A 24,968-nucleotide genomic window follows, 5' to 3' on the forward strand; every position below is an offset into this window, starting at 1 on the left:
CCGAGACCAGTGACCGTAACCGATCTGCGACTGGGTCGCTCCCCCTCGTGACGGATTTTCTTGCAGGACAGGGAAATCCCGCGGTTCAGGCGTGCTGTTCGCGCAGTTCTCGGCCCACTTCGTGCATATGGCGCAACCCCATCCGGTACGAATCGATCAGGCCGGTGGTGACGTACGGCATCCCGATCCGTTGGCAGTACTCCTGCACGATCGGCTGGGCGAAGCGCAGGTTGGCGCGCGGCATGCTCGGGAACAGATGGTGCTCGATCTGGTAGTTCAGGCCGCCCATCATCCAGTCGATGACGAGGCCGCCGTCGACGTTGCGCGACGTCAGTACCTGCTTGTCCAGGTGACCCCACTGGGTGTCGCCGTCAGGCATCTCCATGCCCTTGTGGTTCGGCGCGAACACGCTGCCGAGGTGCAGTCCGAACACCATGTGGTGGATCAGTGCGAACAGCACCGCCTGGCCGGGCGACATGATCAGGAACAGTGCGCTGAAGTACAGCACCAGGTGCGCGGCCATCAGGCCGAGTTCCAGCCGGGCCTCGCGGCGCGGGCGGCCGAGCAGGAAGCGGATGCTGGAGACCTTGAGGTTGAAGCCCTCCAGGGTCAGCAGCGGGAAGAAGATCAGCGCCTGGTTGCGGGACAGCCAGCCGTGCAGGCCGGTGCGGCCCTCGGCCTGCTCGAGCGTCCAGACCAGCACGCCCTCGCCGACGTCGGGGTCCTTGTCGGTGTGGTTGGGATTCGCGTGGTGCCGGTTGTGCTTGTCGTTCCACCAGCCGTAGCTCATCCCGAGCAGCAGGTTGCCGTGCACCAGGCCGATCCAGTCGTGCAGCTTGCGGGATCCGGCGATCTGCTGGTGTCCGGCGTCGTGCCCGAAGAACGCCGCCCGGGTGGTCAGAATGCCGAGCGGAATCGCCAGCAGCAGCACCCACCAGGTGCTACCGAGAACCGCCGCGCCGGCCCAGGTCAGGCCCATCAGCACCACGTTGATCCCGATCGCCATCGCGTACGCCGCAGTACGGCGTTCGAGCAAGCCGGCCGACTTGATCTCGCGGAGCAGCGGGGAGAAGTCGCTGCCGCGGGTAGGAGGGGATAACGCAATTGGCTGAGCCATCAGGTCCTCGTCTCAGAAGCGGGGGGAGGCCTAGGCGTACAGCCGCGGCCAGCGTACGTCATCAAGCCTCATCGCCCTAACGGCCGAACACACGAGTGCTACGACCCGGATGTCCGGGGGAGGCAGCGCCAGCGCGGAAGTGGACCTAACACCACTGAGCGGGCCCGCACGCTCAGTCATGATGGGTGTATGACCACCATCGCCACCCAGGCACCGCCGATGCGGTACCCGAAGCTCGCCCAGCCGTGGATCGCGCTGGCCCTGTCGATCCTGGCCGAGCTCGGGATCGCGTTGTTCGTGCTCAACGTGGTGGCCGTTCCGCTGATCGCGGTCTGGGTCGGGATCCCGCTGCTGCTCGCGTTCGTTCCGGCCGCGCGGTGGTTCGCGAACTGCCACCGCACGATGCTGGCCGGCTTCCTCGGTGAGCGCATTCCACGCCCGTACAAGAAGCCACCGATGCCCGGCATCCTGATGTGGCTGCGGACCACGCTGACCGACCCGGCCACCTGGCGTGACATCATCTGGCTGCTGGTGAACGCGGTGATCGGCTTCACTCTGTGTCTGCTCAGCGCCGTTCTGTTCCTGGCGTCGCTGTTCTACCTGGTCTACCCGCTGCTCGTCGGCGTGACCCCGGAGGGCGTCTTCACCGAGCCGTTCGGCGGTCTGGTCACGGTGAACTTCTGGACCAGCTTCCTGGTGACGCCGGTGGCCCTGGTCGCCTTCATGATCTGGTACGCCGCCGGCGAGCGGCTGCTGAAGGCGAACGCGTTCATGGCGCGCTCCCTGCTCGGCCCGACCGAGAGCGCCAAGCTGGCGCTGCGGGTCCGCGAGCTGGCCGAGTCCCGGGCCGAGACCGTCGACACCCAGGCGGCCGAGCTGCGCCGGATCGAGCGGGACCTGCACGACGGCGCCCAGGCCCGGCTGGCCGCGCTCAGCATGAACCTGGGCATGGCCGAGGAGATGGTCGCCCGCGACCCGGCCCAGGCGGCAGCCCTGCTCACCGAGGCCCGGGAGTCGGCCAGTACGGCGCTGTCCGAGCTGCGCGACCTGGTCCGCGGGATCCACCCGCCGGTGCTGGCCGACCGCGGCCTGGAAGGTGCGGTCAAGGCGCTCGCACTGTCCTGTCCCTTCAAGGTGGACGTCACCTTCGACGTCCCCGGCCGCCCGCCCGCGCCGGTCGAGTCGGCGGCGTACTTCGCGGTGGCCGAATGCCTCGCGAACGCGGTCAAGTACTCCGCCGCGACGAACGCCTGGATCCAGATCACGCACGAGGAGGAGAAGCTGCACATGATCGTCGGTGACGACGGCGTCGGAGGTGCGGTGATCCGGCCCGGAGGCGGTCTGTACGGTATCGAACGGCGGCTGGCCGCCTTCGACGGTACGTTGACCGTGGTGAGCCCGAGCGCCGGGCCGACCACCGTGATCATGGAGCTGCCTTGCGAGTCCTCATCGCTGAAGACCACGCCCTCCTCCGGGACGGACTGATCCGCCTGCTGGAGGCGCACGACTTCGAGGTCGTCGAGGCAGTCGACAACGGTCCCCGGCTGGTGCCCGCCCTGGTGGAGCACCGGCCAGATGTGGCCGTTGTCGACGTACGGCTCCCGCCGACCTTCACCGACGAGGGCCTGAAGGCCGCGATCGAGGCCCGCCGCCAGGTCCCCGGCCTGCCGATCCTGGTGCTCTCGCAGTATGTCGAGCAACTGTACGCGCGGGAACTGCTGACCGGCGGCGGAGGCGCGGTCGGCTACCTGCTCAAGGACCGCGTCTCGAACGTGGCCGAGTTCCTCGATTCGGTACGACGGGTGGCCGCCGGCGGCACCGCGATGGACCCGGACGTGATCGGTCAGCTGCTGGCCCGCAACACGCGCGACGAACCGATCGGCCGGCTGACGCCACGCGAGGCCGAAGTGCTCGGCCTGATGGCCGAGGGCCGCTCGAACGCCGCCATCGCCAGCGCCCTCTTCGTCACCGAGAAGGCCGTCAGCAAACACACCAACAACATCTTCTCCAAGCTCGACCTCCCGCCCTCGGAGGACGACAACCGCCGAGTGATGGCAGTTCTCACCTACCTGTCGTCGCGCTGACGGTAGGTCGTCGGGCTGCTGCCGGTGTGGTGGCGGAAGCGGGTGGAGAAGTAGAGCGGGTCGAGATAGCCGACCTGCGCGGCCACTGACGCGACCGAACGGCTGGTCAGCTCGAGGAGGTTGCAGGCCGCGTCGAGGCGGCGGCGTTCGACGAACTGCTGCGGGCTGACGCCGAGCTGCGCACGGAACAGATGCGCGAAGCGGGACACCGAGAGATTCGCCGCGCGGGCCAGCCGGGGTACGTCGAGGTTCGCGGTCAGATCCTGGTCGATCAGCTCGATCGCGCGCAGCAGGCGGTCGTCGATCTGCACCGCCTTCGGGTTCTGGGTGTCGCACCACAGCAGGGCCGCCTCGAGGGAGTTGGCGCTCAGCTGTTCGGCCTGTGGGAGGACGCTGCTCTGGTGCCGGACGGCGTCGCGCAGGTGGTCGGCGATCCGGTCGGCGGCCGACCCGGCCGGGCGGAGCTGAACGATGCCGGCGGCAACTTCCGGCCAGTCCAGCAGCGGGAGCCAGTCGGGCTTCGGGTTGAGGTGGGCGTAGAGGAAGTGCCACCGCTCCCCCACGGTGCCGTAGTCGTGCATGGTGCGCGGCCGGACGAGAGTGACCGTGCCGGGGTCGGCGACCACGTCGCCGGTGGGTGCGCCGAAACGCCCTCGACCGTCCAGGGTCTGCGCCAGCAGCCAGTCCGTCGTGCCGCGCCGGCGGAAGGTCGCGTAATCGGAATCCTCGTCGAACTCGCCAGTGAGCAGCCGCCTGACGATCGGGGCCGGCGAATCACGAGTAGCAGGATCTCGAAGGTTCACAGCTTGATAGGCTATCGTCCCGGCTGCCCCGGGCCGCCGATCCTGGAGGCATGACCGACGTACTGGCCGAGATCTATCGCGACGAGGGGATCGTTCAGGTCCCGCAGGTGCTCTCCACCGCCGAGGTCGAGCGGATCAGGACCGTGTTCATGGAACAGGTTGCCGCGGACCACTCGCTCGCGATCGACGACGGCGTACCGGGCGACGACCCGCTGGCGCGCTATCCGCGGTTCGTGCATCCGCACCGGCGACCCGAGGTCGAGGCCGGCAAGATCTCGCTGGAGCTGATGCTGGACAGCCGGATCCTCGATGTCGTCACCACTCTGATCGGGCCGGCGCTGGGCGCCCAGTCGATGTTCTACTTCAAGCCGCCGGGCGCGCGCGGCCAGGCGTTGCACCAGGACAACACGTTCCTGCGGGCCGATCCCGAGACCTGCCTGGCGGCGTGGATCGCGATCGACGACGTGGATGCGGAGAACGGCGGGCTCGCGGTGGTCCCCGGTTCACACCAGACCGAGCTGGTCTGTCCCGAGCCGGCCGACCTGGCCGAGTCGTTCACCAATGCGGAGGTCCCGATCCCGGACGGTCTGCGGAAGGTGCAGACGAAGATGAAGGCCGGTGACGTGCTGTTCTTCCACGGCAGCGTCGTGCACGGCTCCCGCCCCAACTCGAGCCCGGACCGCTTCCGGCGCGCGCTGATCTTCCACTACATCCCGGAGGACAGCACGGAGATCGCCGCCTTCTACAACCCGCTCGTCCGGCCGGACCGGCGTACGGCGGTCCTGCCCGAAGCCATCGGCGGCGGTCCCTGCGGCGACTACGCGGACGCCGAGCCCTGAGTGATCTGACTCACTGGTGTCACATCCGCTGAGCACGCGGTGTCTTTAAGGCCATCTCTGAGACGAAGGAGTGGCCATGACCGAGAAGACCGATGTCATCGTGATCGGCGGCGGATACGCCGGCGTGATGGCTGCGAACCGCCTGACACAGCGTGACGACGTCTGCGTGAGACTGATCAACCCACGTCCGGCCTTCGTCGAACGGATCCGGCTGCACCAGCTCGTCGGCGGGTCAAACGACGCGCTGGTGGACTACCAGAGCATCCTGGCCGGTGGCGTCGAACTCGTGGTCGACACGGTCACCCAGATCGACGCGCCCGGACGTCGTGTGATTCTGGCGAGCGGCGGTGACCTCACCTACGACTACCTGATCTATGCGGTCGGCAGCGGTAGCGGTGAGCCAACCGTAAGTCGCGCGGCGGAGAACGCCTATCCGATCTCCACTCTGGAACAGGCACGGCGCCTCCAGCCGGTCGTCGACGCTGCGCCGGCATCAGCCGCGCTGATGGTGGTGGGCGCCGGACCGACCGGCCTGGAAACCGCGTCCGAACTGGCGGAGCAGGGCCGCAAAGTCACCCTTGTGTGCGGACAGATGCTCGGGCCGTACCTGCATCCGCGGGCCCGGCGCTCGGTCGCCCGGCGGCTCGCCAAGCTCGGTGTGACCGTGCTCGAAGGCGACGGCACGACGGTGACGGGCGTGACGGCTGACGCGGTCCGGCTCGCCGACGGCCGCGAGCTGCACAGCGACGTGACGATCTGGACCGCGGGGTTCAGCGCGCCGGATCTGGCCACCCGCAGCGGGCTGAGCACGGACTCCCTCGGGCGGTTGCTCACCGACGAGACCCTCACCAGCGTGGACAATGTACGCATCATCGCGGCCGGGGACGCGGGAGCCCCATCGAACCTGCCGGTGCGGATGAGTTGTCAGTCCGCGATGCAGCTGGGCCCGCAGGCTGCCGAGACGGTGCTGAGCCGGATCGCGAGCAAGGAGCCCGCCAGGTTCGATGTCGGGTTCTTCGGCGAGTGCATCAGCCTCGGACGCCGCGCCGGCGTGGTCCAGTACGCCAAGCGTGACGACACCCCGACCAGCGTGTTCCATCTGGGCAACCGATCGATGGCGATGCTCAAGGAAGGTGTCTGCAAGAGCACCATCTGGCAGCTGCGGCAGGAGGCGCGCCGACCCGGCAGGCTCGATCTCTGGTTCAAGGATCGCCAACGCCGGAAGGTAGTGAACGCCAAGGCCGCGCCCGTGGATTCGGGCCGGCCGGCCTGAGGAGAGCTGCCCAGATGAGCGAGCAGTCCAGTGACCCGGCGACGAACGCCTTCATCGCCCACCGGAACCTGCTGTTCACCGTCGCCTACGAGATCCTCGGATCGGCGGTCGACGCGGAGGATGTACTGCAGGAGACCTGGCTGCGGTGGAGCAAGGTCGAGCTGGATCAGGTCCGCGATCAGCGCGCGTACCTGATCCGGATCACCACCCGCCAGTCGCTCAACCGCCTGCGCACGATGCAGCGGCGCCGGGAGGCGTACGTCGGTCCCTGGCTGCCCGAACCGCTGCTCACCGCTCCGGACGCGGCCGAGGACGTCGAGCTGGCGGAGAGCGTGTCGATGGCGATGATGCTGGTCCTGGAAACGCTCACTCCGACCGAGCGGGCCGTGTTCGTCCTGCGCGAGGCGTTCAGTCTCAGCTACGACGACATCGCGGCGGCCGTCGACAAGAACGCTGCGGCCGTCCGCCAGATCGCGCACCGCGCCCGGCAGCACGTCGACGCCCGCCGCCCCCGCGCGGTGGTCTCCCCGAACGAAGGACGGGCGGCCTTCGAGGCCTTCCAGCGAGCGGTCGAGGCCAGCGACCTGCAGGCCCTGCTCAACGTACTCGCACCCGACGTGGTGCTTGTCAGCGACGGCGGCGGCCTCAAATTCACTGCACTGCGGCCGATCGTCGGAGCGGAGAAGGCGATCCGCATGTTCGTCGGCAGCGTGCAGAAGGTCGGCGGCACGCTGACCACCGAGCCGACCATGATCAACGGCAACCCGGCACTGCTGTTGCGCTTCGACGGGAAGCTCGACGGCGTCGTCGCGCTGCGGATCGAGGACGCCCACGTCACCGGCATCTACTACGTCCGCAACCCGCAGAAGCTGTCCCACCTCGAGTCGGAAACCGCACTGACGCTGCGCTGAGGCGGACGTGCGACACTCACCAACTGCGCGATGCCGGCGCTGATCACGCTCGGTCGGTCACTGTGCCAGAGCTCGTGCGGGGGTTGGTGAGTGGTGCAGGTCCGGAGTGCCACGCCATCACGATCGCGGCGCTCGGCTTCGCCAGGCGGGGACCGCAGCTGGAACGTCAGTTGTCATGGCCTGGGCGTCCGCCGCCTAGGTCCGGATGCGGCGGAGGAACTCCTGGGTGCGGGGCTGGCTGGGGTTGTCCAGGACCTGCGCGGGTGGGCCGCTTTCGAGCAGGCGGCCCTGGTGCAGGAAGCAGACCTGGTCGGCAATCTCGCGGGCGAACGCCATCTCGTGGGTGCAGATCAGCATCGTCATCCCCTCCGACCGCAGGTCGCGGAGCAGATCGAGAACTTCACCAACCAGTTCGGGGTCGAGCGCCGAGGTGATCTCGTCGAGCAGCATCAGGGTGGGTGAGTTGACCAGCGCCCGGGCGATCGCGGCGCGCTGCTGCTGACCGCCGGACAGGTCGTCCGGCCGCGCGTCCGCCTTGTCACGCAGGCCGACCCGGTCCAGCATCTCCAGCGCCCGCCGCCGCGCCTCGTCGCGCGGAACCCCATGCACCCGGATCGGGGCCAGCGTCGCGTTGTCGAGCACGGACAGGTGCGGGAACAGGTTGTACGACTGGAAGACGATCCCGATCGTGGACCGGATCTTGTCCGCGTCGGCCCGCGGGTCGGTGATGTCGGTGCCGGCCAGTTCGATCACGCCGTCGTCGACGACCTCGAGCAGGTTGATGCACCGCAGCAGCGTCGACTTCCCGGAGCCGGACGCGCCGATCAGCACCACGCACTCGCCCTCCGAAACCTCCAGGCCGAAGTCGTCGAGCACCACGTTGTCGCCGTACGCCTTCCGCACTCCCCGCAACGACAGCAGGCTCACACCGGTCCACCTCCCCCGCCGTACCAGCCTTGGCGGCGTGCGACGTAGTCGGTCAGCCGGGTCAGCGGGATCGTCAAGGCGACGAACAGCAGCCCGGCCACGACGTACGGCGTGAAGTTGAAGTCGATCGCCGTCTCCAACTGCGCCGCACGGATCGCGTCAATCACTCCGAGTACGGCGATCAGCCCCGAATCCTTCTGCAGGCTGACGAAGTCGTTCAGCAGCGGCGGCATGACCCGACGGACGGCCTGCGGCAGTACGACGAAACGCAGGGTCTGCCGGTACGACAACCCGAGCGAACGGGCGGCCGCGCGCTGCGACGGATGCACCGACTCGATCCCGGCCCGGAACACCTCGGCGACGTACGACGAATAGGTCAGCACCAGCGCGGCGCCACCCCAGATGACCGCGGCGTTCGGCACGCCCTGGAGCCGCAGAGCCGGTACGCCGAAGCCGAGCAGGAAGATCACCAGCAGCAGCGGGAGCCCGCGGAAGACATCCGTGTACGCCGCGGCGAAGACGCGGAGCGGGAAGAAGATCGGGCCGCGCAGGGTCCGCAGGATCGCCAGCGCCATCCCGATCACGACGATCAGGACCGCACAGATCAGCATCACCCGGATGTTCAGCCACAACCCCTCGGCGACGACCGGCAACGCCTCCCAGGCGCGCTGGGGGTCGAAGAACGTTGCCCGCACCCGCGGCCAGCCCGGTGTCGATCCGATGCCGATGGCAACCAGTACCAGCAGCACCACCGAGCTGACCACCGCGATCAAGGTCGAGCGCCGCGCTCGTCGCTGCCGGTACGCGATCCGTTCCAGCTGCAGCGCGGACGGCTGCCAGTCCGTCACGACAGTTCCGGCGCGCCCTGCGTCGTGAGGTACTCCTTCTGCAGATTGGCGAGCGTCCCGTCGCTCTTCAGCGCGTCCACGGCCTGGGACAGACACCCCGTCAGCCCGGACCCCTTCTCCAGCACGAAGCCGAACTGCTCGACCTGGCCCGACGACGCCGGCAGCTGACCGACGATCTTGCCGTCGTCGAGCTGTGCCGCGGTCATGTAGAACCCGGTCGGCAGGTCCACGACGATCCCGTCCAGCTGCTTGTTCTTCAGCGCCTGGACGGCCAGGTCGTTGGTGTCGTACGGCGCCATCTTCTGCTTCGGCTTGATCAGTTCCTCCGCCGTCGTGTAGCTGGTCGTACCGACCTGGGCGCCGAGCTTCGCGTCGGCCAGCTCCGCGACCGACTTCGCGTTCGCGATCTTGCTGCCCGCGGTCGTGATCACGGCCTGCCGGACGTCGTAGTACCCCGACGAGAAGTCCACCGCCTTGCGGCGGTCCTCGGAGATCGACACCTGGTTCACGTCGAAGTCGAACTTCTTCGGCCCGGGCGCGAACGCCGAGTTGAACGGCACCGTCTGCCACTTCACCTCGGCGGTCTCGAAGCCGAGCTTCTTCGCCACCGCGTAGGTGACGGCCGACTCGTACCCCTTGCCGTTGGCCGGATCGTCGTTGGAGAACCACGGCTCGTACGCCGGCTTGTCGGTGCCGACCGCGAGCGTGCCGGCCGTCTTCACCGCCAGCTTGTCCTTCGCGCAGGCGTCGGCGCCGGACGGCGTCGACGTACTGCTGGACTCATCCTCCGGAGCACACGCGCCGAGCCCGAGGACCAGCGCCACCCCCACCGCCGCCACTGCACGAGATCTCATGCGCAGCAGCGTAGATCAGCGACGCACCGCTGTGCAGTTAGTTGCTGTAGTCGCGGAATCCACGGCCGGTCTTGCGGCCGAGGTAGCCGGCAGTGACGAGGTGCTCGAGCAGCGGGGCCGGGGCGAATCCGGGCTCGCGGAACTCGAGGTAGAGAGTCCGCTGGATCGCCAGCGAGATGTCCAGTCCGACCACGTCGAGCAGCTCGAACGGACCCATCGGGAGCCGGCAGCCGAGCTTCATCGCGGCGTCGATGTCGTCGACCCCGGCGTAGTGCGCCTCGAGCATCCGGACCGCGTCGTTCAGGTACGGGAACAGCAGCGCGTTCACGATGAAGCCGGCCCGGTCGCCGCACCGGACCGGGTGCTTGCCAGCGGCAACCGCCAGCGCCGCGACCGTGTCGGCCACGTCCGGCAACGTGCTGACCGTGCTCACGACCTCGACCAGCTTCATCACCGGCGCCGGGTTGAAGAAGTGCAGCCCGACCACGTCGGCCGGCCGCTTGGTCGCCATCGCGAGATCGATCACCGGCAGACTCGAGGTGGTCGTCGCCAGGATCGCGCCCGGCTTGCAGATCTCGTCGAACGTCTCGAACAGCGCCTGCTTGACGCTCAACTCCTCGACCACGGCCTCGACCACCAGGTCGACGCTCGCGAGGTCGTCGAGCTTGGCCGTCCCGGTGGTCCGGCGCAGTGTCGCGTCCCGCTCCTCCGAGGACAGCTTGCCGCGCTGAACGCCCTTCTCCAGCGACCGTTCGAGGCCTGCGCGGACCCGGTCCACCTTCTCGGTACCGCGGGCGACGTACAGAACGTCGTACCCGGCCTTGGCGCAGACCTCGATGATGCCGACAGCCATCGTCCCGGAGCCGACCACGCCGACCTGCTTGACCGGGCGTACGGCGATCTCCGCGCCGTCCGACGGAGGCGTGTGCTCGTCGTCGACCACGAGCGGGGAGTCCGGCGCCTCGTAGGTGTAGAAGCCGCGACCGGTCTTGCGGCCGAGCAGTCCGGCCGTGACCATCTGCTTGAGGATCGGGGCCGGCGCGTGCAGCCGGTTGCGACCCTGCTTGTACATCGTGTCGAGGATCTCGTACGCAGTGTCGAGGCCGATCAGATCGAGTAGCGCGAGTGGGCCCATCGGGTAGCCGCAGCCGAGTCGCATCGCCGCGTCCACGTCCTCGCGGGTCGCGTAGCGCGACTCCACCATCGAGACCGCGTGGTTCAGGTAGCCGAACAGCAACGCGTTCGCGATGAAGCCGGCCCGGTCGGCCGCCACCACCGGGACCTTGTCGAGGCGGCGGGCCAGCGCGAGCACGTCCTCGACCACGTCCGGCTCGGTGACCACGGTCCGGATCACCTCGACGAACTCCTGCACCGGCGCCGGGTTGAAGAAGTGCATGCCGACGACGCGGCGCGGGCGCTGGGTGGCCACGGAGATCTCGGTGACCGACAGGGACGAGGTGTTGGTGGCCAGGATGGCGTCCTCGCGGACGACCTTGTCCAGCGCCGAGAAGATCTCGCGCTTGAGCTCGAGCCGCTCGATCACGGCCTCGATGACCAGGTCACAGTCCGCCAGCGCCTCGATCGAGGTGGCGAAGGTGACCCGGTCGAACAGCGCCTGCTGGTCCTCGACCGACAGCTTGCCGCGCTTCACCGCCCGGTCGGTGGAGTGCTGGATGTGCCCGCGGCCGCGCTCGGCCGCCTCGTCGTCACGCTCGACGCCGACCACCGTCAGCCCGTTGCGCGCGAACACCTCGGCGATCCCGGCACCCATCGTGCCCAGACCGACCACACCCACCGTCTTCAATTCCCGAGCCATGGCCCGAACTATGCCAGTCCCACTACTGGTCCGCCCATGAGCTGAGTCACCCGGGAGGCCAACCTCACACCTCGTCGAACACCACCGGCGACTCGAGCCATCCGTCCAGCAGCCAGGCCGGATCCGGCGCGCTGTCGAGCATCGACGCGACCGGTTTCGGCTTGAGGTCGCGCCCGAGAAGGTCCCCGACCGGCAGCCACACCGCCCGATAACTCCCGGCCTCCGACTCCGCAGTACTTCCCATCTCCGGGCCGTCCCCGGCGCCGAACTCGCCACCGATCGACTCCGCCAGGAAGTAGTGCTGAGTGCTGGTGCCGAAGTTCACCACGGCGACCAGCCCGCGGATCTTCACCAGCACACCCAGTTCCTCGTGGGTCTCACGCCGCGCCGCCTCCGCCAGACTCTCGCCCTCCTCGACCTGGCCGCCCGGCAGGACGTGGTACGTCCGGCCGTCGCGCACCCGCTCGATCGCGGCCACTCCGTGCCGGGAGAGCAAGACGATCCCCGCGCGGATCATGCGCGGGTCGCCAGGACGCTGAACCAGAACCCGATCCGCGACTCACTGCGCCGGACCTGCTCGACGTTCCAGCCGGTCGCGGTCAGCAGTTCGCGCAACGGTTCCTCCTGCCACATCACGAAATGCCGGGGCAGGTCGAGGTTCCGGTTCGACCACTCCTCGCCCTTGCCTTCTCTGGTCGCGAAGGCGAGCACCGGCGCGGCCCGCAACGCCTTCCGGAGTACGCCGGCCAGCTGGGCACGGTCGAAGTGCAGGAACACCGCGTCGGCGAACACAGCGTCGTACGGGCCGCCGAAGTCGTCCGTGATCGCGTTCAGCCGATCGGCGTCGTACCCGTCGGCCCACATCATCTCGAGGAAGGCCTGGGTCGCGTCGGTACGCCGTACGACGAAACCGCGGCGCTCCAACTCGAGCGCGTCGCGGCCGGTCCCGCTGCCGAGCTCGAGCACGCGGGCGCCGGGGGCGACTCCCTCGGCGAGCAGATCGATGAGCAGTTCGTTGGGCTCCTTGGGGATCGATTCCCGGAACTTCTCGGAGGCCTGCTCGTACGTCGACAGCGTCACCTCGTTGTCCGTCGGCACCCGGGTCCACCCGTCGCCGGTGTGCTCGACGATCGCCGGCAGCTTGAGCCCGAGATCGGCGCCGAGCACGACCACGGTCTCGCCGCGGTGCAGGTCCGCGATCGCCTGCAGCTCGTCGTCGGGACGCTGCGCGAGCTCGGGTACGACGGTCAGCCGGACGCCGAGGTGCTCGGCCAGCCGAGTGCCGGCTGCCGCCTCGAACGGGCCGGCGTACACCTGGGCGATCCTGTCCCCGACCACCGGATCCTGAACATCCCCAGGCAGCAACAGGATCCTCGCGGGGCACATGAGATTCATCCGGCGACGTACTCCAGTGCCTCGGCGGCGTAGTCCGGCCAGACCGCGGACTGTGCCAGCGGGATCACCACCCACTCCTTCATCGGCCGGCCCATGCCCGGGTCGAACGCGTCGACTCCCGGCAGTGCGAGCGCCTTCTCCCGCGGCTCCGGCGGGAGCTTGAACGTCATGGCATCGCCGAACATCCCGGCGAGCACCTTCTTGCCGATCTTGAGACAGGGCATGCCGAACATGCTTCCCCGCACCACGCCGGCCGACTCCAGTCCGGCCGCGACCGCGTCGTACTCGGCGATCGCCTGTTCGCTCACCTTCGGCATCATGTTCACCACCCTGCCACTCCGGACGGCCAGGCGACATGGGTTCCAGCCCGGTTGTGGACTACGGTGCTTTCTCGTGCGCTTGGTGATTGCTACCTGTTCTGTGGACTACTCCGGCCGGCTGACGGCTCATCTGCCGATGGCGCCGCGGTTGCTGATGGTGAAGGCGGACGGGTCGGTGCTGATCCACGCCGACGGCGGTTCGTACAAGCCGCTCAACTGGATGTCGCCGCCGTGCAAGCTGACCGAGGACGGCGACGTGTGGAGCGTCACCAACAAGGCGGGCGAGGAACTGCGGATCACCATCGAGGAGGTGCACAGCGACACCGCCTACGAGCTCGGTACCGACCCCGGTCTGATCAAGGACGGCGTCGAGGCGCACCTGCAGGAACTGCTGGCCGAGCACGTGCACACGTTCGGCGAGGGCTGGACCCTGGTACGCCGTGAGTATCCGACCGCGATCGGCCCGGTCGACCTGCTCTGCCGGGATGCCGACGGCAAGCATGTGGCGGTCGAGATCAAGCGCCGCGGCGAGATCGACGGCGTCGAGCAGCTCACCCGGTACGTCGAACTCCTCAACCGCGACCCGATGCTGGCCCCGGTCCGCGGCATCTTCGCCGCCCAACTCATCAAGCCCCAGGCCAAGGTCCTCGCCACCGACCGCGGCCTCGAGTGCCTCACCGTCGACTACGACGCCCTCCGAGGCATGGAGTCCGACGTACTGCGCCTGTTCTGAGCTCACCGAGGTGTTGACAGGCGTTCGCCGCAGGCAGTTACTTAGCAATATGGCTAAGGAAACGGTGATCTGTACCTATCGGGTCCGGGCGGCGGATGAGGATCGGTTCCGGGAGGTGCTCGGCGGGCATTGGGCGACGCTGCGGGGGCTCGGGTTCGTGACCGAGGAGCGGGCGACGGTGTTCCGGTCGGTGGACGAGCCGACGTACGTCGAGATCTTCACCTGGGTGGACGGTGGATTCGCCCGGGCACACGAGCACCCGGACGTACTCACGCTCTGGGAGCGGATGGACCCGCTGCTCGAGGAGCGGGACGGGCAGCCGAAGTGGGACTTCCCGCACTACCTGCCCCAGGATCTGGCCCAGGATCTGCCGGCTTGACCGCCGGCTCCCGCGGCGGGCGGGACCTGGACGACCTCGACCGGGTGTTCACCGCCCTCGCGCACCACTCCCGCCGTACCATCCTGCTGGTCCTGCACCTGCGCGGCGGCGAGATGACCTCGGGCGAGATCGCGGGCCGCTTCGACCATTCCTGGCCGACGATCACCCGCCACCTGGGTGTCCTCGAGCAAGCCGGACTTGTTCATGTCACCCTGAGAGGCCGCGAGCGGATCTACCGCCTCGACACCGGCCCACTGTTCGCCGTCGGCGTCCCGTGGCTGCACCGATTCGAGACTTCCTCCTGACAAGTCAGGAAATTTGCCCGATTTCGGGCAGATCCTTTGCGCTGACCTCGAAAACGCTGCAAGGTTGACGGGTGATCAGTGAGGCGACGGTGGGGCCCGTGGACGAGCTGGCCGAACAGGTCAGCCGGACCACCGGGCTGTCGGCGGACGACGCGCGGCGCGTCGTCGCCGACGTACTGGCCTATTTCACCGAGACCACCGAGGAGTACGTCCGGCGCCGGCATCGGGAGTTGCAGACCTACGGCGCCCGCAACGACGAGATCTTCGCCCGGCTCGGGACCGAGCTCCGGCACTGGCCGGTGCGCTCCCCCGAACTCTCAGCCCGCCAGCTGCGACGGATCGTCTACGGCTGAGCGGTGAGCAACCAACCTTCGAAAGGCACCAACACATGTGCGGAATCGTCGGGTACGTCGGCACCAAGCCGGCCGCGCCCATCCTGGTGGACGGACTGGCGCGGCTGGAGTACCGCGGCTACGACTCGGCAGGTGTCGCGGTCCTGGGATCCAGCGAGCTGAAGGTGCACAAGGACGCGGGTCGCGTCCGTGAGCTGGAGGCGTCGCTGCCGAAGCGGTTCGGCGGCAAGCTCGGCATCGGCCACACCCGGTGGGCCACGCACGGCGGCCCGAGCAAGGACAACGCGCACCCGCATGCCAGCGGCAACGAACGGATCGCCGTCGTCCACAACGGCATCTTCGACAACGCCGGCGTGCTGCGGGCCCAGTTGGAGGAAGCCGGCGTCAAGCTGCGCTCGGAGACCGACACCGAGGTGCTCGCCCACCTGATCGAGCAGTCCGAGGGCGGCACCCTCGAGGACAAGGTGATGGCCGCCCTGCGCCGGATCGAGGGTACCTACGGCATCGCCGTGATCGACCTGGACTTCCCGGACCGGATCGTGGTCGCCCGCAACGGCAGCCCGCTGATCCTCGGCATCGGCGACGGCGAGATGCACGTCGCCTCCGACGCGGCCGCGCTGATCCGCTACACCCGCCAGGTCGTCTACTTGGACGACGGCGAGCTGGCCACCGTCCGCGCCGACGGCTACCGCACCTTCACCCAGGACGCGGCGCCCACCACCAAGACCGCGAAGACGGTCGAGTGGGAGGCCGACGAGTACGAGCGCGGCCTGCACGAGCACTTCATGATGAAGGAGATCCACGAGCAGCCGGACGCGGTCGGCCGGGCCATCCGCGGCCGCCTGGACGAGCGCTTCCACACCGTCCACCTGGGCGGCCTGAACATGGACGCCCGCGAGGCCCGGGAGATCAAGCGGGTCAAGATCCTCGGCTGCGGCTCGGCGTACTACGCCGGCCAGATGGGCGCGCAGTTCATCGAGGAGGTCGCCCGGATCCCCGCCGACGCCGAGCCGGCCTCGGAGTTCCGTTACCGCAACCCGGTGGTCGAGCGGGACACGCTGTACATCGCGGTCAGCCAGTCCGGCGAAACGCTGGACACCCTCGTCGCCGTGCAAGAGCTGAAGCGCAAGGGCGGCCGGGTGATCGGCTTGGTCAACGCAGTTGGTTCCAGCATCGCCCGTGAGGTTGACGGTGGTGTCTACCTGCACGCCGGCCCGGAGGTCTCGGTCGCCTCGACCAAGGCGCTGACCAACATGGCAGTCGCGTTCGCGATGCTCGGCATCCACCTGGGCCGGATCCGCGACGTCTCCCCCGCCGACGGCCGCCGGCTGATCGAGGGCCTGAAGAAGCTGCCCGAGCACATCCAGTCGATCGTCGCCCAGGAGGAGGAGCTGGCCAAGATCGCCGGCCGGCTCGCCCAGCACGAGAGCCTGTTCTTCGTCGGCCGGACCCGCGGTTACCCGGTCGCGCGCGAGGGTGCGCAGAAGCTGAAGGAGATCTCCTACCGGCATGCCGAGGCGTACCAGACCTCCGAGCTCAAGCACGGCCCGCTCGCACTGATCTCGCCGGACGTCCCGAGCGTCGCGATCGTGCCGGACGACGAGCTGGTCGACCGCAACATCGGCGCGCTGCACGAGATCGCCGCCCGGTCCGGTCCGCTGTACGTCGTCACGCACCCGAGCGTCGACGTACCGGACGGGGTCGCCGCCAAGATCGTCGTACCGAAGAACGAGCCGGAGCTGGACCCGATCCTGCTCACCATCCCGCTGCAGATCCTCGCGTACTACGCGGCGGTCGCGCTCGGCCACGACGTCGACAAGCCGCGCAACCTGGCGAAGTCCGTCACGGTCGAGTAGTCACTCGTCGTACAAGTCGTGCACTTGTACGATGACTGGATGCCGAGCGATCAGATCCGCCACGTTCGCCTGTCGTCCGTCGTTCTGCCGCTGGACCGCCCGATCAGCGACGCCAAGGTGCTGACCGGGCGGCAGCGGCCGATGACCGAGATCGTGTTCCTGTTCGCGGAGATCGCGACCGCGCAGGACCAGCACGGGATCGGGTTCAGCTACTCCAAGCGGGCCGGCGGACCGGCGCAGTACGCGCACGCCCGGGAGATCGCGGCGAACCTGATCGGCGAGGACCCGTCGGACATCGGCAAGGTGTACGACAAGTTGCTCTGGGCCGGCGCCTCGGTCGGGCGGTCCGGGGTGGCGACGCAGGCGATCGCGGCGATCGACATCGCGCTGTGGGACCTGAAGGCCAAGCGGGCGGGGCTCCCACTGGCCAAGCTGCTCGGTGCCCACCGCGATTCGGTCCGGGCGTACAACACCTCCGGCGGGTTCTTGCACGCACCGATCGAGGAGGTCAAGGAGCGCGCGTCGAAATCCCTGGCGGACGGGATCGGCGGGATCAAGCTCAAGGTCGGCCAGCCGGACACCCGGATCGATCTCGACCGCGTCCGCGCCGTCCGTGAGCACCTCGGCGACGGCGTACCCCTGATGGTGGACGCGAACCAGCAGTGGGACCGGCCGACGGCACTTCGGTTCGGGCGGGTGCTCGAGCAGTTCGACCTGGTCTGGATCGAGGAGCCGCTCGACGCGTACGACGCCGAGGGACATGCTGAGTTGGCCGCGGCGCTGGACACGCCGATCGCCACCGGGGAGATGCTGTCCAGCGTGGGCGAACATGTCCGGCTGATCGAGGCGCGGGCGGCCGACATCATCCAGCCGGACGCGCCGCGAATCGGCGGCATCACGCCGTTCCTCAAGCTGGCCACGCTTGCGGATCATCACGGCCTCCAACTGGCGCCGCACTTCGCGATGGAGATCCACCTCCACCTGGCCGCCGCCTACCCGCGCGAGCCGTGGGTCGAGCACTTCGAGTGGCTGAATCCGTTGTTCAACGAGCGTCTGGAGACCTTGGACGGTCGCATGCTGGTCCCCGATCGGCCCGGTCTGGGCTTCACCACCAGCGAGCAGTGCGCCGCCTGGACAGTCGACAGCTGCGAGTTCGGCACGCGATGAGCGGGCGGGGACTGGCCTATGAGCTGGTCGAAGAGCTCAAGCGCCGGATCCTCGGCGGGGAGATCGCGCCCGGCGAGAAGCTGCCGGGCGAGAGCGCGCTGACGGAGGAGTTCGGGGTCAGCCGGACGGTGGTGCGTGAGGCGATCTCGCGGCTGCAGGCGGCCGGACTGGTGGAGACGTTCCAGGGGCGAGGGTCGTTCGTCCTGGAGGTGCCGACGGGTGAGTTCGGGTTGCGGGAGGTGCGGTCGCATCAGGACGTGCTGGAGTTGCTCGACTTCCGGATCGGGGTCGAGAGCGAGGCGGCCTGGCTGGCGGCGGTACGGCGTACCGAGCGTCAACTGAAGGCGATCGAGCGGGCGCTGAACGACTTCCGGCGGATCGGGGACGACCCGAGCCGGTCGGTCGAGGCGGACTTCGCGTTCCACCTCAAGGTCGCGGCGGCGTCGGGCAATCGGTTCTATCGCGAGCTGATCGGCTCGCTCGGTCCGATGATGATCATGCTGCCGCGGACGCGCCTCGATCCGGCGTACGAGATGTCGGATGCCACGCACGTGACGCGGGTCGTCTACGAGCACGAGAACATCTACGCCGCGATCGCCCGGTCCGATCCCGAGGCGGCGCGGGCTGCGGCGCGAGTGCATTTGGCCAACACCCGGCACCGGCTGGTGATGCCTGGGCGAGGCTGATACCGCACTCGGTGATACCTTCCGGGAATCATGTTCTCGCTCGACCAACTGAGCGCCTTCGTCGCCGTCGCCGAGGAACTGCACTTCGGCCGCGCTGCCGAGCGGCTGAACATGACCCAGCCACCGCTGAGCCGCCAGGTGCAGAAGCTGGAGCGTGCCGTCGGCGTGCGGCTGCTCGAGCGGGACAACCGCCGGGTCGAGCTCACCGAGGCCGGGCAGGCGTTCCTGACCGAGGCCCGCCGACTGCTGGCACTGGTCGAGACCGCCGGTGATCTGGCCCGCCGGGTCGACCAGGGTGCGGCCGGCACGCTGCGCCTCGGTTTCACCGCTGTCTCGGCGATCCGCACGCTCGGCCCGTTCCTGCGCCGGATGTCCGAGGAACTGCCGGACGTCGACGTGATCCTGCACGAGCGCGTCACCCCGGCCCAGCTCGACGGCCTGCTGCGCGGCGAACTGGATCTCGGCCTCGGCCGGCCGCCCGTCGACACCCGCCTGCTCAATTCCAGGGTCGTGTTCCGCGAGCCACTGTGTGCCGTTGTGCCGAGCAACCATCGGCTCGCGTCCCTGGATCGGCCGCTGGTCCCGGCCGACTTCGCCGACGAGCCGGTGATCAGCTACTCCCCCACCCAGGCCCGCTACTTCCACGAACTGACGGTCCGGTTCCTCGCCGACTCCCATCCCCGGATCGAGCAGCGGGTCCAGCAGATCCTCACCGTCGTCCTCTTGGTGGCGGCGGGTCGTGGCGTCGCGCTGGTCCCCGCTTCGGCGCGCGGCCTCGGGGTCGAGGGCGTGACGTACTGCGAGGTCGGCGTACCGGGTGAGCCGGTCGAACTGCATGCGATCTGGAACCGCGACTCGACCAGCCCGGTGCTGCAGCGGGTGCTCACGATGCTCCCAGAGCATCGATAGATCCAACATCGATCTTGGACAGGTATCCACACCGGTTCCTAGGCTGACAGGCATGACCCCTGCCGAACTCGCGGCCCAGCTCAAGACCGGACTGCTGTCCTTCCCGGTGACGCACTTCAACCCGGATCTCAGCTTCAACGAATCCGGTTATCGCGAGCACCTGTCCTGGCTGAGCCAGTACGACGTCGCCGGGTTGTTCGCGGCCGGCGGCACCGGTGAGGGCTTCTCGCTGACGCCCGCCGAGATCGACACGGTCGTCCGTGCGGCGGTGTCCGAGGTGAACGGCAAGCTCCCGGTGATCGCGCCCGCGACCGGCGGTACGGCGTCCGCGATCGCCCAGGCCCAGGCTGCGGAGGCCGCCGGGGCTGATGGGGTCCTGCTGCTGCCGCCGTACCTGACCGAGGCTGGTCAGCACGGGCTGATCGAGCATGTGTCGGCGGTCTGCCGCAGTACGAGTCTCGGCGTCACCGTCTACAGCCGGGCGAACGCGATCCTGACCGACGTCTCCGTCGCGGAGCTTGCCGACCGCAACGAAAACCTGGTCTGCCTGAAGGACGGCGTCGGCAGCATCGAGATGATGACCCGCACGTACGCCCGGGTCGGCGACCGGCTCACCTATATCGGCGGACTGCCGACGGCCGAGACGTTCGCGCTGCCGCTGCTGCAACTCGGCGTCAGCACCTACTCGTCGGCGATCTTCAACTTCGTACCCGAGTTCGCGCTCGGCTTCTACGCCGACGTCCTGGCGCAGGACCGCGAGAGCGTCTACCGCAAACTGAACGAGTTCATCCTGCCGTACCTGGACATCCGGGACCGGATGAAGGGGTACGCCGTCTCGATCGTCAAGGCCGGCGTGACCGCGATCGGGCGGTCCGCGGGACCGGTGCGACCACCGCTGCAGGACCTGAGCGAGGACGAGTTGGCCCAGCTCACCGAGCTGATCGGCAGGATCAAGTGACGCCGACCATCACGTCCGTCGAGGTCGTTCCCGTCGCCGGCTACGACAGCATGCTGCTGAATCTGAGCGGCGCGCACGGACCGTTCTTCACTCGCAACGTCGTGATCGTGACCGACAGCTCGGGCAACACCGGCCTCGGCGAGGTTCCCGGTGGCGACAAGATCGCGTCGACGATCCGCGCGGCCGCGGAGTTCGCGGTCGGTCAGGAACTCGCGCAGTATCGCCAACTCCTCCGACGTGTCGCCCAGACCTTTGCGGACCGAGATGCTGGTGGCCGAGGGCAACAGACTTACGACCTCCGGACGACGGTCCATGCGGTGACGGGACTGGAGTCCGCGCTGCTCGACCTGCTTGGGCGGCATCTCGGCGTACCCGTGGCCGAACTGCTGGGTGATGGGCAGCAGCGTTCTGCCGTGCCGGTTCTTGGTTACCTCTTCTATGTCGGCGACACCGGACGAACCGATCTTCCGTACCTGACCGACTCGGGCGAGGATCGGTGGTCGAAGGTACGGCGGCAGCCGGCGTTGACTCCGGACGCGATCGTCGCGTTGGCCGAGGCGGCGCAGGAGCGGTACGGGTTCGCGGACTTCAAGCTGAAGGGCGGTGTGTTCGACGGGCCTGTTGAGCTCGAGGCCGTGCGCGCGTTGGCCGGACGGTTCCCGTCGGCCCGGATCACCATCGACCCGAACGGTGCCTGGCCGGTGCGGGATGCGATCGCGTGGTGTTCGGGCCTGGACGACGTACTGGCGTATGTCGAGGATCCGGTCGGCGCGGAGCCGGGGTTCTCGGGGCGCGAGACGATGGCGGAGTTCAAGCGCGCGACCGGGCTGCGGACCGCGACGAACATGATCGCGACCGACTGGCGCGAGCTTGCGCACGCCATCCGGGTCGATGCGGTCGACATTCCACTGGCCGATCCGCACTTCTGGACGATGGCCGGGTCGGTGCGGGTCGCGCAGTTGTGCGCGGACTTCGGGCTGACCTGGGGGTCGCACTCGAACAACCACTTCGACATCTCGCTGGCGATGTTCACGCAGGTCGGCGCGGCGGCACCGGGCGACATCACGGCCCTGGACACGCATTGGATCTGGCAGGACGGGCAGGCGCTGACCAAGGAGCCGCTGCGGATCGCCGGCGGCGAGATCGCGGTACCGACGCGTCCTGGTCTCGGTGTCGAGCTGGATCGCGAGGCGCTCGCCGCCGCGCACGAGTTGTATCAACAGCATGGCCTCGGAGCACGCGACGACGCGATCGCGATGCAGTACCTGGTCGAGGACTGGAGGTTCGATCCGAAGCGCCCCTGTCTGGTGCGGTGATGTTCACCTGATGTTGTGCGCGATAGGTTTCGATCGGTGCTGATGTCTCGATCAAGGAGCCTTGAAATGCGCTGGCAGAAGTCACTCGCCGCAGCAGTTGTCCTGACCGCCCTGACTACGACGCTGACCGCGTCGGCGACACCGGGCAAACATCCCGGCGGTGGTGGTTCCTGCTCACCGGACGCGCAGTTCCTCGGTTTCAGCGATGCGCTGGACAAGACGACGTTCGACGGCCAGCCGGTCGCCGGCCTGTCGGCGCTGAACGTGACCGGCCCGCACAGCGCGACCGCTCTGGTGGACAACGTCGGGACCACGCCGGCCCGGGTGTTTCAGCTCAGGACCAACAGCCAGCCGACCACGGTGAGCGTCGACGGGATGACGATCCTGCGCCGCCCGGACGGTACGCCGTACACGGGTGCGGACTTCGACGGCGAGGGCCTGGTCGTCGAGCGGGGTGACCGGACCATCCTGGCCACCTCGGAGCGCGAGCCGTCGATCCGCCGCTTCCGGCTGTCCGACGGCAAGGAGATCGCCTCGCTGCCGGTGCCGGCGCGCTTCCAGGTCGCGCCGGCCGGTGAGGCGACGAGCAACGCGACGTTCGAGTCGCTCGCGGTCAGCCGTGACGGGCTGTCGCTGTTCGCCGGCATGGAGGGCCCGCTGGCGTCCGACGGCACCGATGCCGACGGGCGTACGCGCAACCGCGTCCTGCGGTACGCCGGGTTCCCGGGCCACGACTACCGGGTCGCCGCGCAGTACGCCTACAAGCCGGACCCGGGGCTCGCGTTGGTCGAGCTCGCCTGGGTGAACCGGGATGAACTGGTGTCGATGGAGCGCACGTTCACGCCCGGTGTCGGCAACACGATCCGGGTCTTCACGGTGTCGCTGCGCCGCGCCGTCGACGTGTCGAAGACGGCATCGCTGGCGGATGCGCCGGAGAAGGTCTTCCTGCAGAAGAAGCTGCTGTTCGACCTGGTGAACTGCCCGCCGTCCGGCGCGGTCGCCAAGCAGCCGCAGCCGAACCCGCTGCTGGACAACGTCGAGGCGCTCGCCCTCGGCGGCGACCTGCCTGGCGGGCGTCGGCAGCTGTACCTGCTGTCCGATGACAACAACGGCGCCACCCAGATCACCCGGTTCTACTCGCTGGCGGTCGACCTGCACTGAGGCCACTGGCACAAGATGGCGTGATGCGTACGCGCGGGTCACAATGTGTGAATGCGCGTGATCGTGGTGGGTGCGGGCGTGATCGGGCTGACCTGTGCCGTCCGGCTCGCCGAGGGTGGGTACGACGTGGCCGTGTTCGCCCGCGATCTGCCGCTGGAGACGACCTCGGCGGTGGCTGCGGCGATCTGGTACCCGTACCTGTCGGCTCCCGAGGACCGCGTCGCCGCCTGGTCCAGGACGGCGTACGAGGAGTTCTCCAAGCTGGCCGAGCTCGAGGCGTCGGTGCGGATGCGGCGCGGGCGCGAGTTCCTGGTCGAGCGGAAGCCGGATCCGCGCTGGGCCGACGTCCTGCCTGACCTGACCCGGGTGTCGCCGCCGGCCGGGTTCGAGGACGGTTGGTCGTTCACGACGGCGGTGATCGAGATGCCGGCGTACCTGCAGTCGCTCGTCAAGCGGCTGGACCAGGCGGGCGGCACACTCACCCGCGCTGCGTTGCCCGCGTTGCCGACGACCGCCGACGTGGTGATCAACTGTGCCGGCCTCGGGGCTCGACTCACCGCGAGCGACCCGACCGTGACGCCGGTGCGGGGCCAGGTGATGACGGTCGAGCAGTGCGGTCTGACCGAGTGGCTCGTCGCCGATCGGTCGCCGTCGGAGTTGACGTACGTCGTACCGCGCGAACATGACGTGGTGGTCGGCGGGACCAGCCAGCCGAACGACTGGAACCTCACGGTCGATCAGGCGACCGCGGATCAGATGCTGGAGCGGGCGGCCGAGTTGGTCCCTCAGTTGCGCAAGGCAAAGATCATCCGCCATCGGGTCGGTCTGCGGCCGGCTCGTCCGGCGATCCGGTGCGAGCTGATCCGGACACGGACGGGTGAACCGGTGATCCACTGCTACGGACATGGTGGATCCGGGGTGACGCTGTCCTGGGGCTGCGCGGACGAGGTCTTCGAGCTTGTCCAGGGAATCTGAGCGGCCGATCATCCTGGACGGCGGTCTGTCGAACGCCCTGGAAGATCGTGGCCACGATCTGTCGGACGCGTTGTGGTCGGCGCGGTTGCTGAAGGACGCGCCCGACGAGATCGCGGCGGTGCATCACGCGTACTACGACGCCGGTGCGATGGTGGCGACGACGGCCAGCTATCAAGCCAGCGTGGTCGGCTTCGAACGCGCCGGCGTGCCGCGCGCCGAGGCCGAGCGACTGATTGCGAGCAGTGTGCGGATCGCCCGCGACGTGCGCGACTCGTTCACCGACGGACGGCGCCGGTTGGTCGCTGCATCGGTCGGGCCGTACGGCGCGATGCTCGCGGACGGATCGGAGTACCGCGGCCGGTACGGCGTGAGTGCGGCGACCCTCCGCGATTTCCACGGGCCGCGGTTGGAGTTGCTGGTCAGTGCTGAGCCTGACCTGCTGGCGGTGGAGACCATCCCGGACGCCGACGAAGCCGAGGTGCTCGTCGGGCTGCTGGCCGAGCTGGACTTCCCGGCGTGGTTCTCCTACTCGATCTCCGGGGCCTACACCCGCGCCGGCCAACCTCTCACGGACGCCTTCGCGATCCCTGTGATCGACCAGGTGATTGCTGTAGGCATCAACTGCTGCACGCCCGACGATGTGCAGGCCGCGGTCGAGACAGCCATCGCGGTGACCGGCAAGCCGGCCGTTGCGTATCCCAACTCCGGCGAGTCCTGGGACGCCACCGCCCGCCACTGGATCGGTCCCCGCATCACCCCGGCCTCCGCCGGTGCTGCCGCTCCTCTTGCCTCCGACTGGTTCTCAGCCGGGGCGGCGTACATCGGTGGATGCTGCCGAGTCGGCCCCGACGACATCCGCGCACTCGCGAAGGCGCTGAGCTAGTTGTACTGCCCAGGGAGGTTGGTTAAGCGGGTGATGGGTGGGGTTTTGCCGATGGCGGTGTGGGGTCGGTGGTGGTTGTAGTGGTGGAGCCAGCCGGGTA

General features: G+C 68.6%; 27 protein-coding genes and 1 pseudogene. 18 read left to right on the top strand and 10 right to left on the bottom strand.

The features are described from left to right. Positions 1–85 precede the first annotated feature (85 nt). Positions 86–1,117, bottom strand: coding sequence for a fatty acid desaturase family protein (locus E0H75_RS34745; protein ID WP_131517941.1), 1,032 nt, complete (start codon positions 1,115–1,117; stop codon positions 86–88). A gap of 189 nt (positions 1,118–1,306) precedes the next feature. On the opposite strand from E0H75_RS34745, the gene E0H75_RS34750 reads away from it, so the two are divergent. Together E0H75_RS34750 and E0H75_RS34755 are read left to right on the top strand one after the other, a co-directional pair. After that, entirely contained in the window at positions 1,307–2,602 is a 1,296-nt protein-coding gene (locus E0H75_RS34750; RefSeq protein WP_131517942.1) for a sensor histidine kinase, read from the top strand. Next, positions 2,554–3,201, top strand: a complete 648-nt coding sequence (locus E0H75_RS34755) for a response regulator (RefSeq protein ID WP_131517943.1) — start codon at positions 2,554–2,556, stop codon at positions 3,199–3,201. Before E0H75_RS34750 ends, E0H75_RS34755 begins: the two co-directional genes overlap by 49 nt. Here E0H75_RS34755 and E0H75_RS34760 read toward each other — a convergent pair. Next, positions 3,183–4,004: a helix-turn-helix domain-containing protein gene (locus tag E0H75_RS34760; protein ID WP_238163446.1), complete on the bottom strand. Its 822-nt coding sequence runs from the start codon at positions 4,002–4,004 to the stop codon at positions 3,183–3,185. The two genes, E0H75_RS34755 and E0H75_RS34760, sit on opposite strands and share 19 nt — an antisense overlap. Positions 4,005–4,054: 50 nt before the next feature. On the opposite strand from E0H75_RS34760, the gene E0H75_RS34765 reads away from it, so the two are divergent. The 3 genes from E0H75_RS34765 (at position 4,055) to E0H75_RS34775 (ending at position 7,027) form a co-directional block, all read left to right on the top strand. Then, a complete protein-coding gene (locus E0H75_RS34765) occupies positions 4,055–4,843 on the top strand; it encodes a phytanoyl-CoA dioxygenase family protein (protein WP_131517944.1) in 789 nt (262 codons plus the stop codon). 76 nt (positions 4,844–4,919) lie between these two features. Further along, entirely contained in the window at positions 4,920–6,116 is a 1,197-nt protein-coding gene (locus E0H75_RS34770; protein ID WP_131517945.1) for an NAD(P)/FAD-dependent oxidoreductase, read from the top strand. 14 nt (positions 6,117–6,130) lie between these two features. Beyond that, positions 6,131–7,027, top strand: a complete 897-nt coding sequence (locus E0H75_RS34775; protein WP_131517946.1) for an RNA polymerase sigma-70 factor — start codon at positions 6,131–6,133, stop codon at positions 7,025–7,027. A 195-nt stretch (positions 7,028–7,222) separates the two neighbouring features. On the opposite strand, the gene E0H75_RS34780 is transcribed toward E0H75_RS34775, so the two are convergent. From E0H75_RS34780 to E0H75_RS34810, 7 genes are all read right to left on the bottom strand, one after another. After that, the gene (locus E0H75_RS34780) at positions 7,223–7,954 is read right to left on the bottom strand and encodes an amino acid ABC transporter ATP-binding protein (protein ID WP_131517947.1); all 732 of its coding nucleotides are present in this window, start codon (positions 7,952–7,954) and stop codon (positions 7,223–7,225) included. Continuing rightward, positions 7,951–8,802 (bottom strand): amino acid ABC transporter permease, encoded by an 852-nt coding sequence (locus E0H75_RS34785; protein WP_131517948.1) that lies wholly within the window; start codon positions 8,800–8,802, stop codon positions 7,951–7,953. Before E0H75_RS34785 ends, E0H75_RS34780 begins: the two co-directional genes overlap by 4 nt. Next, positions 8,799–9,656 (bottom strand): ABC transporter substrate-binding protein, encoded by an 858-nt coding sequence (locus E0H75_RS34790; protein WP_131517949.1) that lies wholly within the window; start codon positions 9,654–9,656, stop codon positions 8,799–8,801. The genes E0H75_RS34785 and E0H75_RS34790 overlap by 4 nt, the downstream gene beginning before the upstream one ends. 37 nt (positions 9,657–9,693) lie before the next feature. After that, positions 9,694–11,472, bottom strand: a complete 1,779-nt coding sequence (locus E0H75_RS34795; protein ID WP_131517950.1) for a 3-hydroxyacyl-CoA dehydrogenase family protein — start codon at positions 11,470–11,472, stop codon at positions 9,694–9,696. A gap of 64 nt (positions 11,473–11,536) precedes the next feature. Beyond that, a complete protein-coding gene (locus E0H75_RS34800; RefSeq protein ID WP_131517951.1) occupies positions 11,537–11,989 on the bottom strand; it encodes an NUDIX domain-containing protein in 453 nt (150 codons plus the stop codon). Beyond that, entirely contained in the window at positions 11,986–12,858 is an 873-nt protein-coding gene (locus tag E0H75_RS34805) for a class I SAM-dependent methyltransferase (protein ID WP_238163447.1), read from the bottom strand. The genes E0H75_RS34800 and E0H75_RS34805 overlap by 4 nt, the downstream gene beginning before the upstream one ends. 5 nt (positions 12,859–12,863) lie before the next feature. Further along, positions 12,864–13,187, bottom strand: a complete 324-nt coding sequence (locus E0H75_RS34810) for a hypothetical protein (RefSeq protein WP_131517953.1) — start codon at positions 13,185–13,187, stop codon at positions 12,864–12,866. A 73-nt stretch (positions 13,188–13,260) separates the two neighbouring features. Between E0H75_RS34810 and nucS the strand changes: the two genes are divergently transcribed. From nucS to mmuM, 13 genes are all read left to right on the top strand, one after another. After that, the gene (nucS, locus tag E0H75_RS34815) at positions 13,261–13,920 is read left to right on the top strand and encodes an endonuclease NucS (protein ID WP_131517954.1); all 660 of its coding nucleotides are present in this window, start codon (positions 13,261–13,263) and stop codon (positions 13,918–13,920) included. Between the two features lie 49 nt (positions 13,921–13,969). Beyond that, complete coding sequence (locus tag E0H75_RS34820) at positions 13,970–14,299, top strand: hypothetical protein (protein ID WP_131517955.1); 330 nt, start codon at positions 13,970–13,972, stop codon at positions 14,297–14,299. Further along, positions 14,296–14,604 carry a metalloregulator ArsR/SmtB family transcription factor gene (locus E0H75_RS34825; RefSeq protein WP_202873316.1) on the top strand — a complete coding sequence of 103 codons (309 nt, stop codon included), beginning with the start codon at positions 14,296–14,298 and terminating at the stop codon, positions 14,602–14,604. Before E0H75_RS34820 ends, E0H75_RS34825 begins: the two co-directional genes overlap by 4 nt. Before the next feature lie 71 nt (positions 14,605–14,675). Then, positions 14,676–14,957 (top strand): hypothetical protein, encoded by a 282-nt coding sequence (locus E0H75_RS34830; RefSeq protein ID WP_238163448.1) that lies wholly within the window; start codon positions 14,676–14,678, stop codon positions 14,955–14,957. A gap of 35 nt (positions 14,958–14,992) precedes the next feature. After that, positions 14,993–16,813, top strand: a complete 1,821-nt coding sequence (gene glmS, locus E0H75_RS34835) for a glutamine--fructose-6-phosphate transaminase (isomerizing) (RefSeq protein ID WP_131517956.1) — start codon at positions 14,993–14,995, stop codon at positions 16,811–16,813. Positions 16,814–16,852: 39 nt separating this feature from the next. Continuing rightward, entirely contained in the window at positions 16,853–17,980 is a 1,128-nt protein-coding gene (locus E0H75_RS34840) for an L-talarate/galactarate dehydratase (protein WP_131517957.1), read from the top strand. Next, positions 17,977–18,666 carry a FadR/GntR family transcriptional regulator gene (locus E0H75_RS34845; protein WP_131517958.1) on the top strand — a complete coding sequence of 230 codons (690 nt, stop codon included), beginning with the start codon at positions 17,977–17,979 and terminating at the stop codon, positions 18,664–18,666. The genes E0H75_RS34840 and E0H75_RS34845 overlap by 4 nt, the downstream gene beginning before the upstream one ends. A gap of 30 nt (positions 18,667–18,696) precedes the next feature. Next, positions 18,697–19,575 carry a LysR family transcriptional regulator gene (locus E0H75_RS34850; RefSeq protein WP_131517959.1) on the top strand — a complete coding sequence of 293 codons (879 nt, stop codon included), beginning with the start codon at positions 18,697–18,699 and terminating at the stop codon, positions 19,573–19,575. Positions 19,576–19,627: 52 nt separating this feature from the next. Beyond that, positions 19,628–20,533, top strand: a complete 906-nt coding sequence (gene kdgD, locus E0H75_RS34855) for a 5-dehydro-4-deoxyglucarate dehydratase (RefSeq protein ID WP_238163449.1) — start codon at positions 19,628–19,630, stop codon at positions 20,531–20,533. After that, a complete protein-coding gene (locus E0H75_RS34860; RefSeq protein WP_238163450.1) occupies positions 20,530–21,849 on the top strand; it encodes an enolase C-terminal domain-like protein in 1,320 nt (439 codons plus the stop codon). The genes kdgD and E0H75_RS34860 overlap by 4 nt, the downstream gene beginning before the upstream one ends. Positions 21,850–21,915: 66 nt before the next feature. Further along, positions 21,916–23,010, top strand: a complete 1,095-nt coding sequence (locus E0H75_RS34865; RefSeq protein ID WP_131517960.1) for an esterase-like activity of phytase family protein — start codon at positions 21,916–21,918, stop codon at positions 23,008–23,010. A 51-nt stretch (positions 23,011–23,061) separates the two neighbouring features. Then, positions 23,062–23,985 carry an FAD-dependent oxidoreductase gene (locus tag E0H75_RS34870; RefSeq protein ID WP_131517961.1) on the top strand — a complete coding sequence of 308 codons (924 nt, stop codon included), beginning with the start codon at positions 23,062–23,064 and terminating at the stop codon, positions 23,983–23,985. Continuing rightward, the gene (gene mmuM, locus E0H75_RS34875) at positions 23,969–24,868 is read left to right on the top strand and encodes a homocysteine S-methyltransferase (RefSeq protein ID WP_238163451.1); all 900 of its coding nucleotides are present in this window, start codon (positions 23,969–23,971) and stop codon (positions 24,866–24,868) included. Before E0H75_RS34870 ends, mmuM begins: the two co-directional genes overlap by 17 nt. Here mmuM and E0H75_RS34880 read toward each other — a convergent pair. Then, positions 24,865–24,968, bottom strand: a pseudogene (locus E0H75_RS34880) (IS481 family transposase); the annotation flags it as partial. The gene mmuM and the pseudogene E0H75_RS34880 sit on opposite strands and share 4 nt — an antisense overlap.

The sequence above is a fragment of the Kribbella capetownensis genome, assembly GCF_004331485.1.
Lineage (GTDB): Bacteria > Actinomycetota > Actinomycetes > Propionibacteriales > Kribbellaceae > Kribbella > Kribbella capetownensis.

Excerpts from the sequence above, each read along its gene's own strand:
- E0H75_RS34805 (WP_238163447.1), bottom strand. The coding sequence starts at position 12,858 with ATGTGCCCCGCGAGGATCCTGTTGCTGCCTGGGGATGTTCAGGATCCG.
- E0H75_RS34770 (WP_131517945.1), top strand. The coding sequence starts at position 4,920 with ATGACCGAGAAGACCGATGTCATCGTGATCGGCGGCGGATACGCCGGC.
- E0H75_RS34790 (WP_131517949.1), bottom strand. The coding sequence starts at position 9,656 with ATGAGATCTCGTGCAGTGGCGGCGGTGGGGGTGGCGCTGGTCCTCGGG.
- E0H75_RS34850 (WP_131517959.1), top strand. The coding sequence starts at position 18,697 with ATGTTCTCGCTCGACCAACTGAGCGCCTTCGTCGCCGTCGCCGAGGAA.
- E0H75_RS34870 (WP_131517961.1), top strand. The coding sequence starts at position 23,062 with ATGCGCGTGATCGTGGTGGGTGCGGGCGTGATCGGGCTGACCTGTGCC.
- E0H75_RS34775 (WP_131517946.1), top strand. The coding sequence starts at position 6,131 with ATGAGCGAGCAGTCCAGTGACCCGGCGACGAACGCCTTCATCGCCCAC.
- E0H75_RS34750 (WP_131517942.1), top strand. The coding sequence starts at position 1,307 with ATGACCACCATCGCCACCCAGGCACCGCCGATGCGGTACCCGAAGCTC.
- E0H75_RS34765 (WP_131517944.1), top strand. The coding sequence starts at position 4,055 with ATGACCGACGTACTGGCCGAGATCTATCGCGACGAGGGGATCGTTCAG.
- E0H75_RS34865 (WP_131517960.1), top strand. The coding sequence starts at position 21,916 with ATGCGCTGGCAGAAGTCACTCGCCGCAGCAGTTGTCCTGACCGCCCTG.
- E0H75_RS34840 (WP_131517957.1), top strand. The coding sequence starts at position 16,853 with ATGCCGAGCGATCAGATCCGCCACGTTCGCCTGTCGTCCGTCGTTCTG.
- E0H75_RS34810 (WP_131517953.1), bottom strand. The coding sequence starts at position 13,187 with ATGATGCCGAAGGTGAGCGAACAGGCGATCGCCGAGTACGACGCGGTC.
- glmS (WP_131517956.1), top strand. The coding sequence starts at position 14,993 with ATGTGCGGAATCGTCGGGTACGTCGGCACCAAGCCGGCCGCGCCCATC.
- E0H75_RS34745 (WP_131517941.1), bottom strand. The coding sequence starts at position 1,117 with ATGGCTCAGCCAATTGCGTTATCCCCTCCTACCCGCGGCAGCGACTTC.
- E0H75_RS34800 (WP_131517951.1), bottom strand. The coding sequence starts at position 11,989 with ATGATCCGCGCGGGGATCGTCTTGCTCTCCCGGCACGGAGTGGCCGCG.
- kdgD (WP_238163449.1), top strand. The coding sequence starts at position 19,628 with ATGACCCCTGCCGAACTCGCGGCCCAGCTCAAGACCGGACTGCTGTCC.
- E0H75_RS34845 (WP_131517958.1), top strand. The coding sequence starts at position 17,977 with ATGAGCGGGCGGGGACTGGCCTATGAGCTGGTCGAAGAGCTCAAGCGC.
- E0H75_RS34795 (WP_131517950.1), bottom strand. The coding sequence starts at position 11,472 with ATGGCTCGGGAATTGAAGACGGTGGGTGTGGTCGGTCTGGGCACGATG.
- E0H75_RS34820 (WP_131517955.1), top strand. The coding sequence starts at position 13,970 with ATGGCTAAGGAAACGGTGATCTGTACCTATCGGGTCCGGGCGGCGGAT.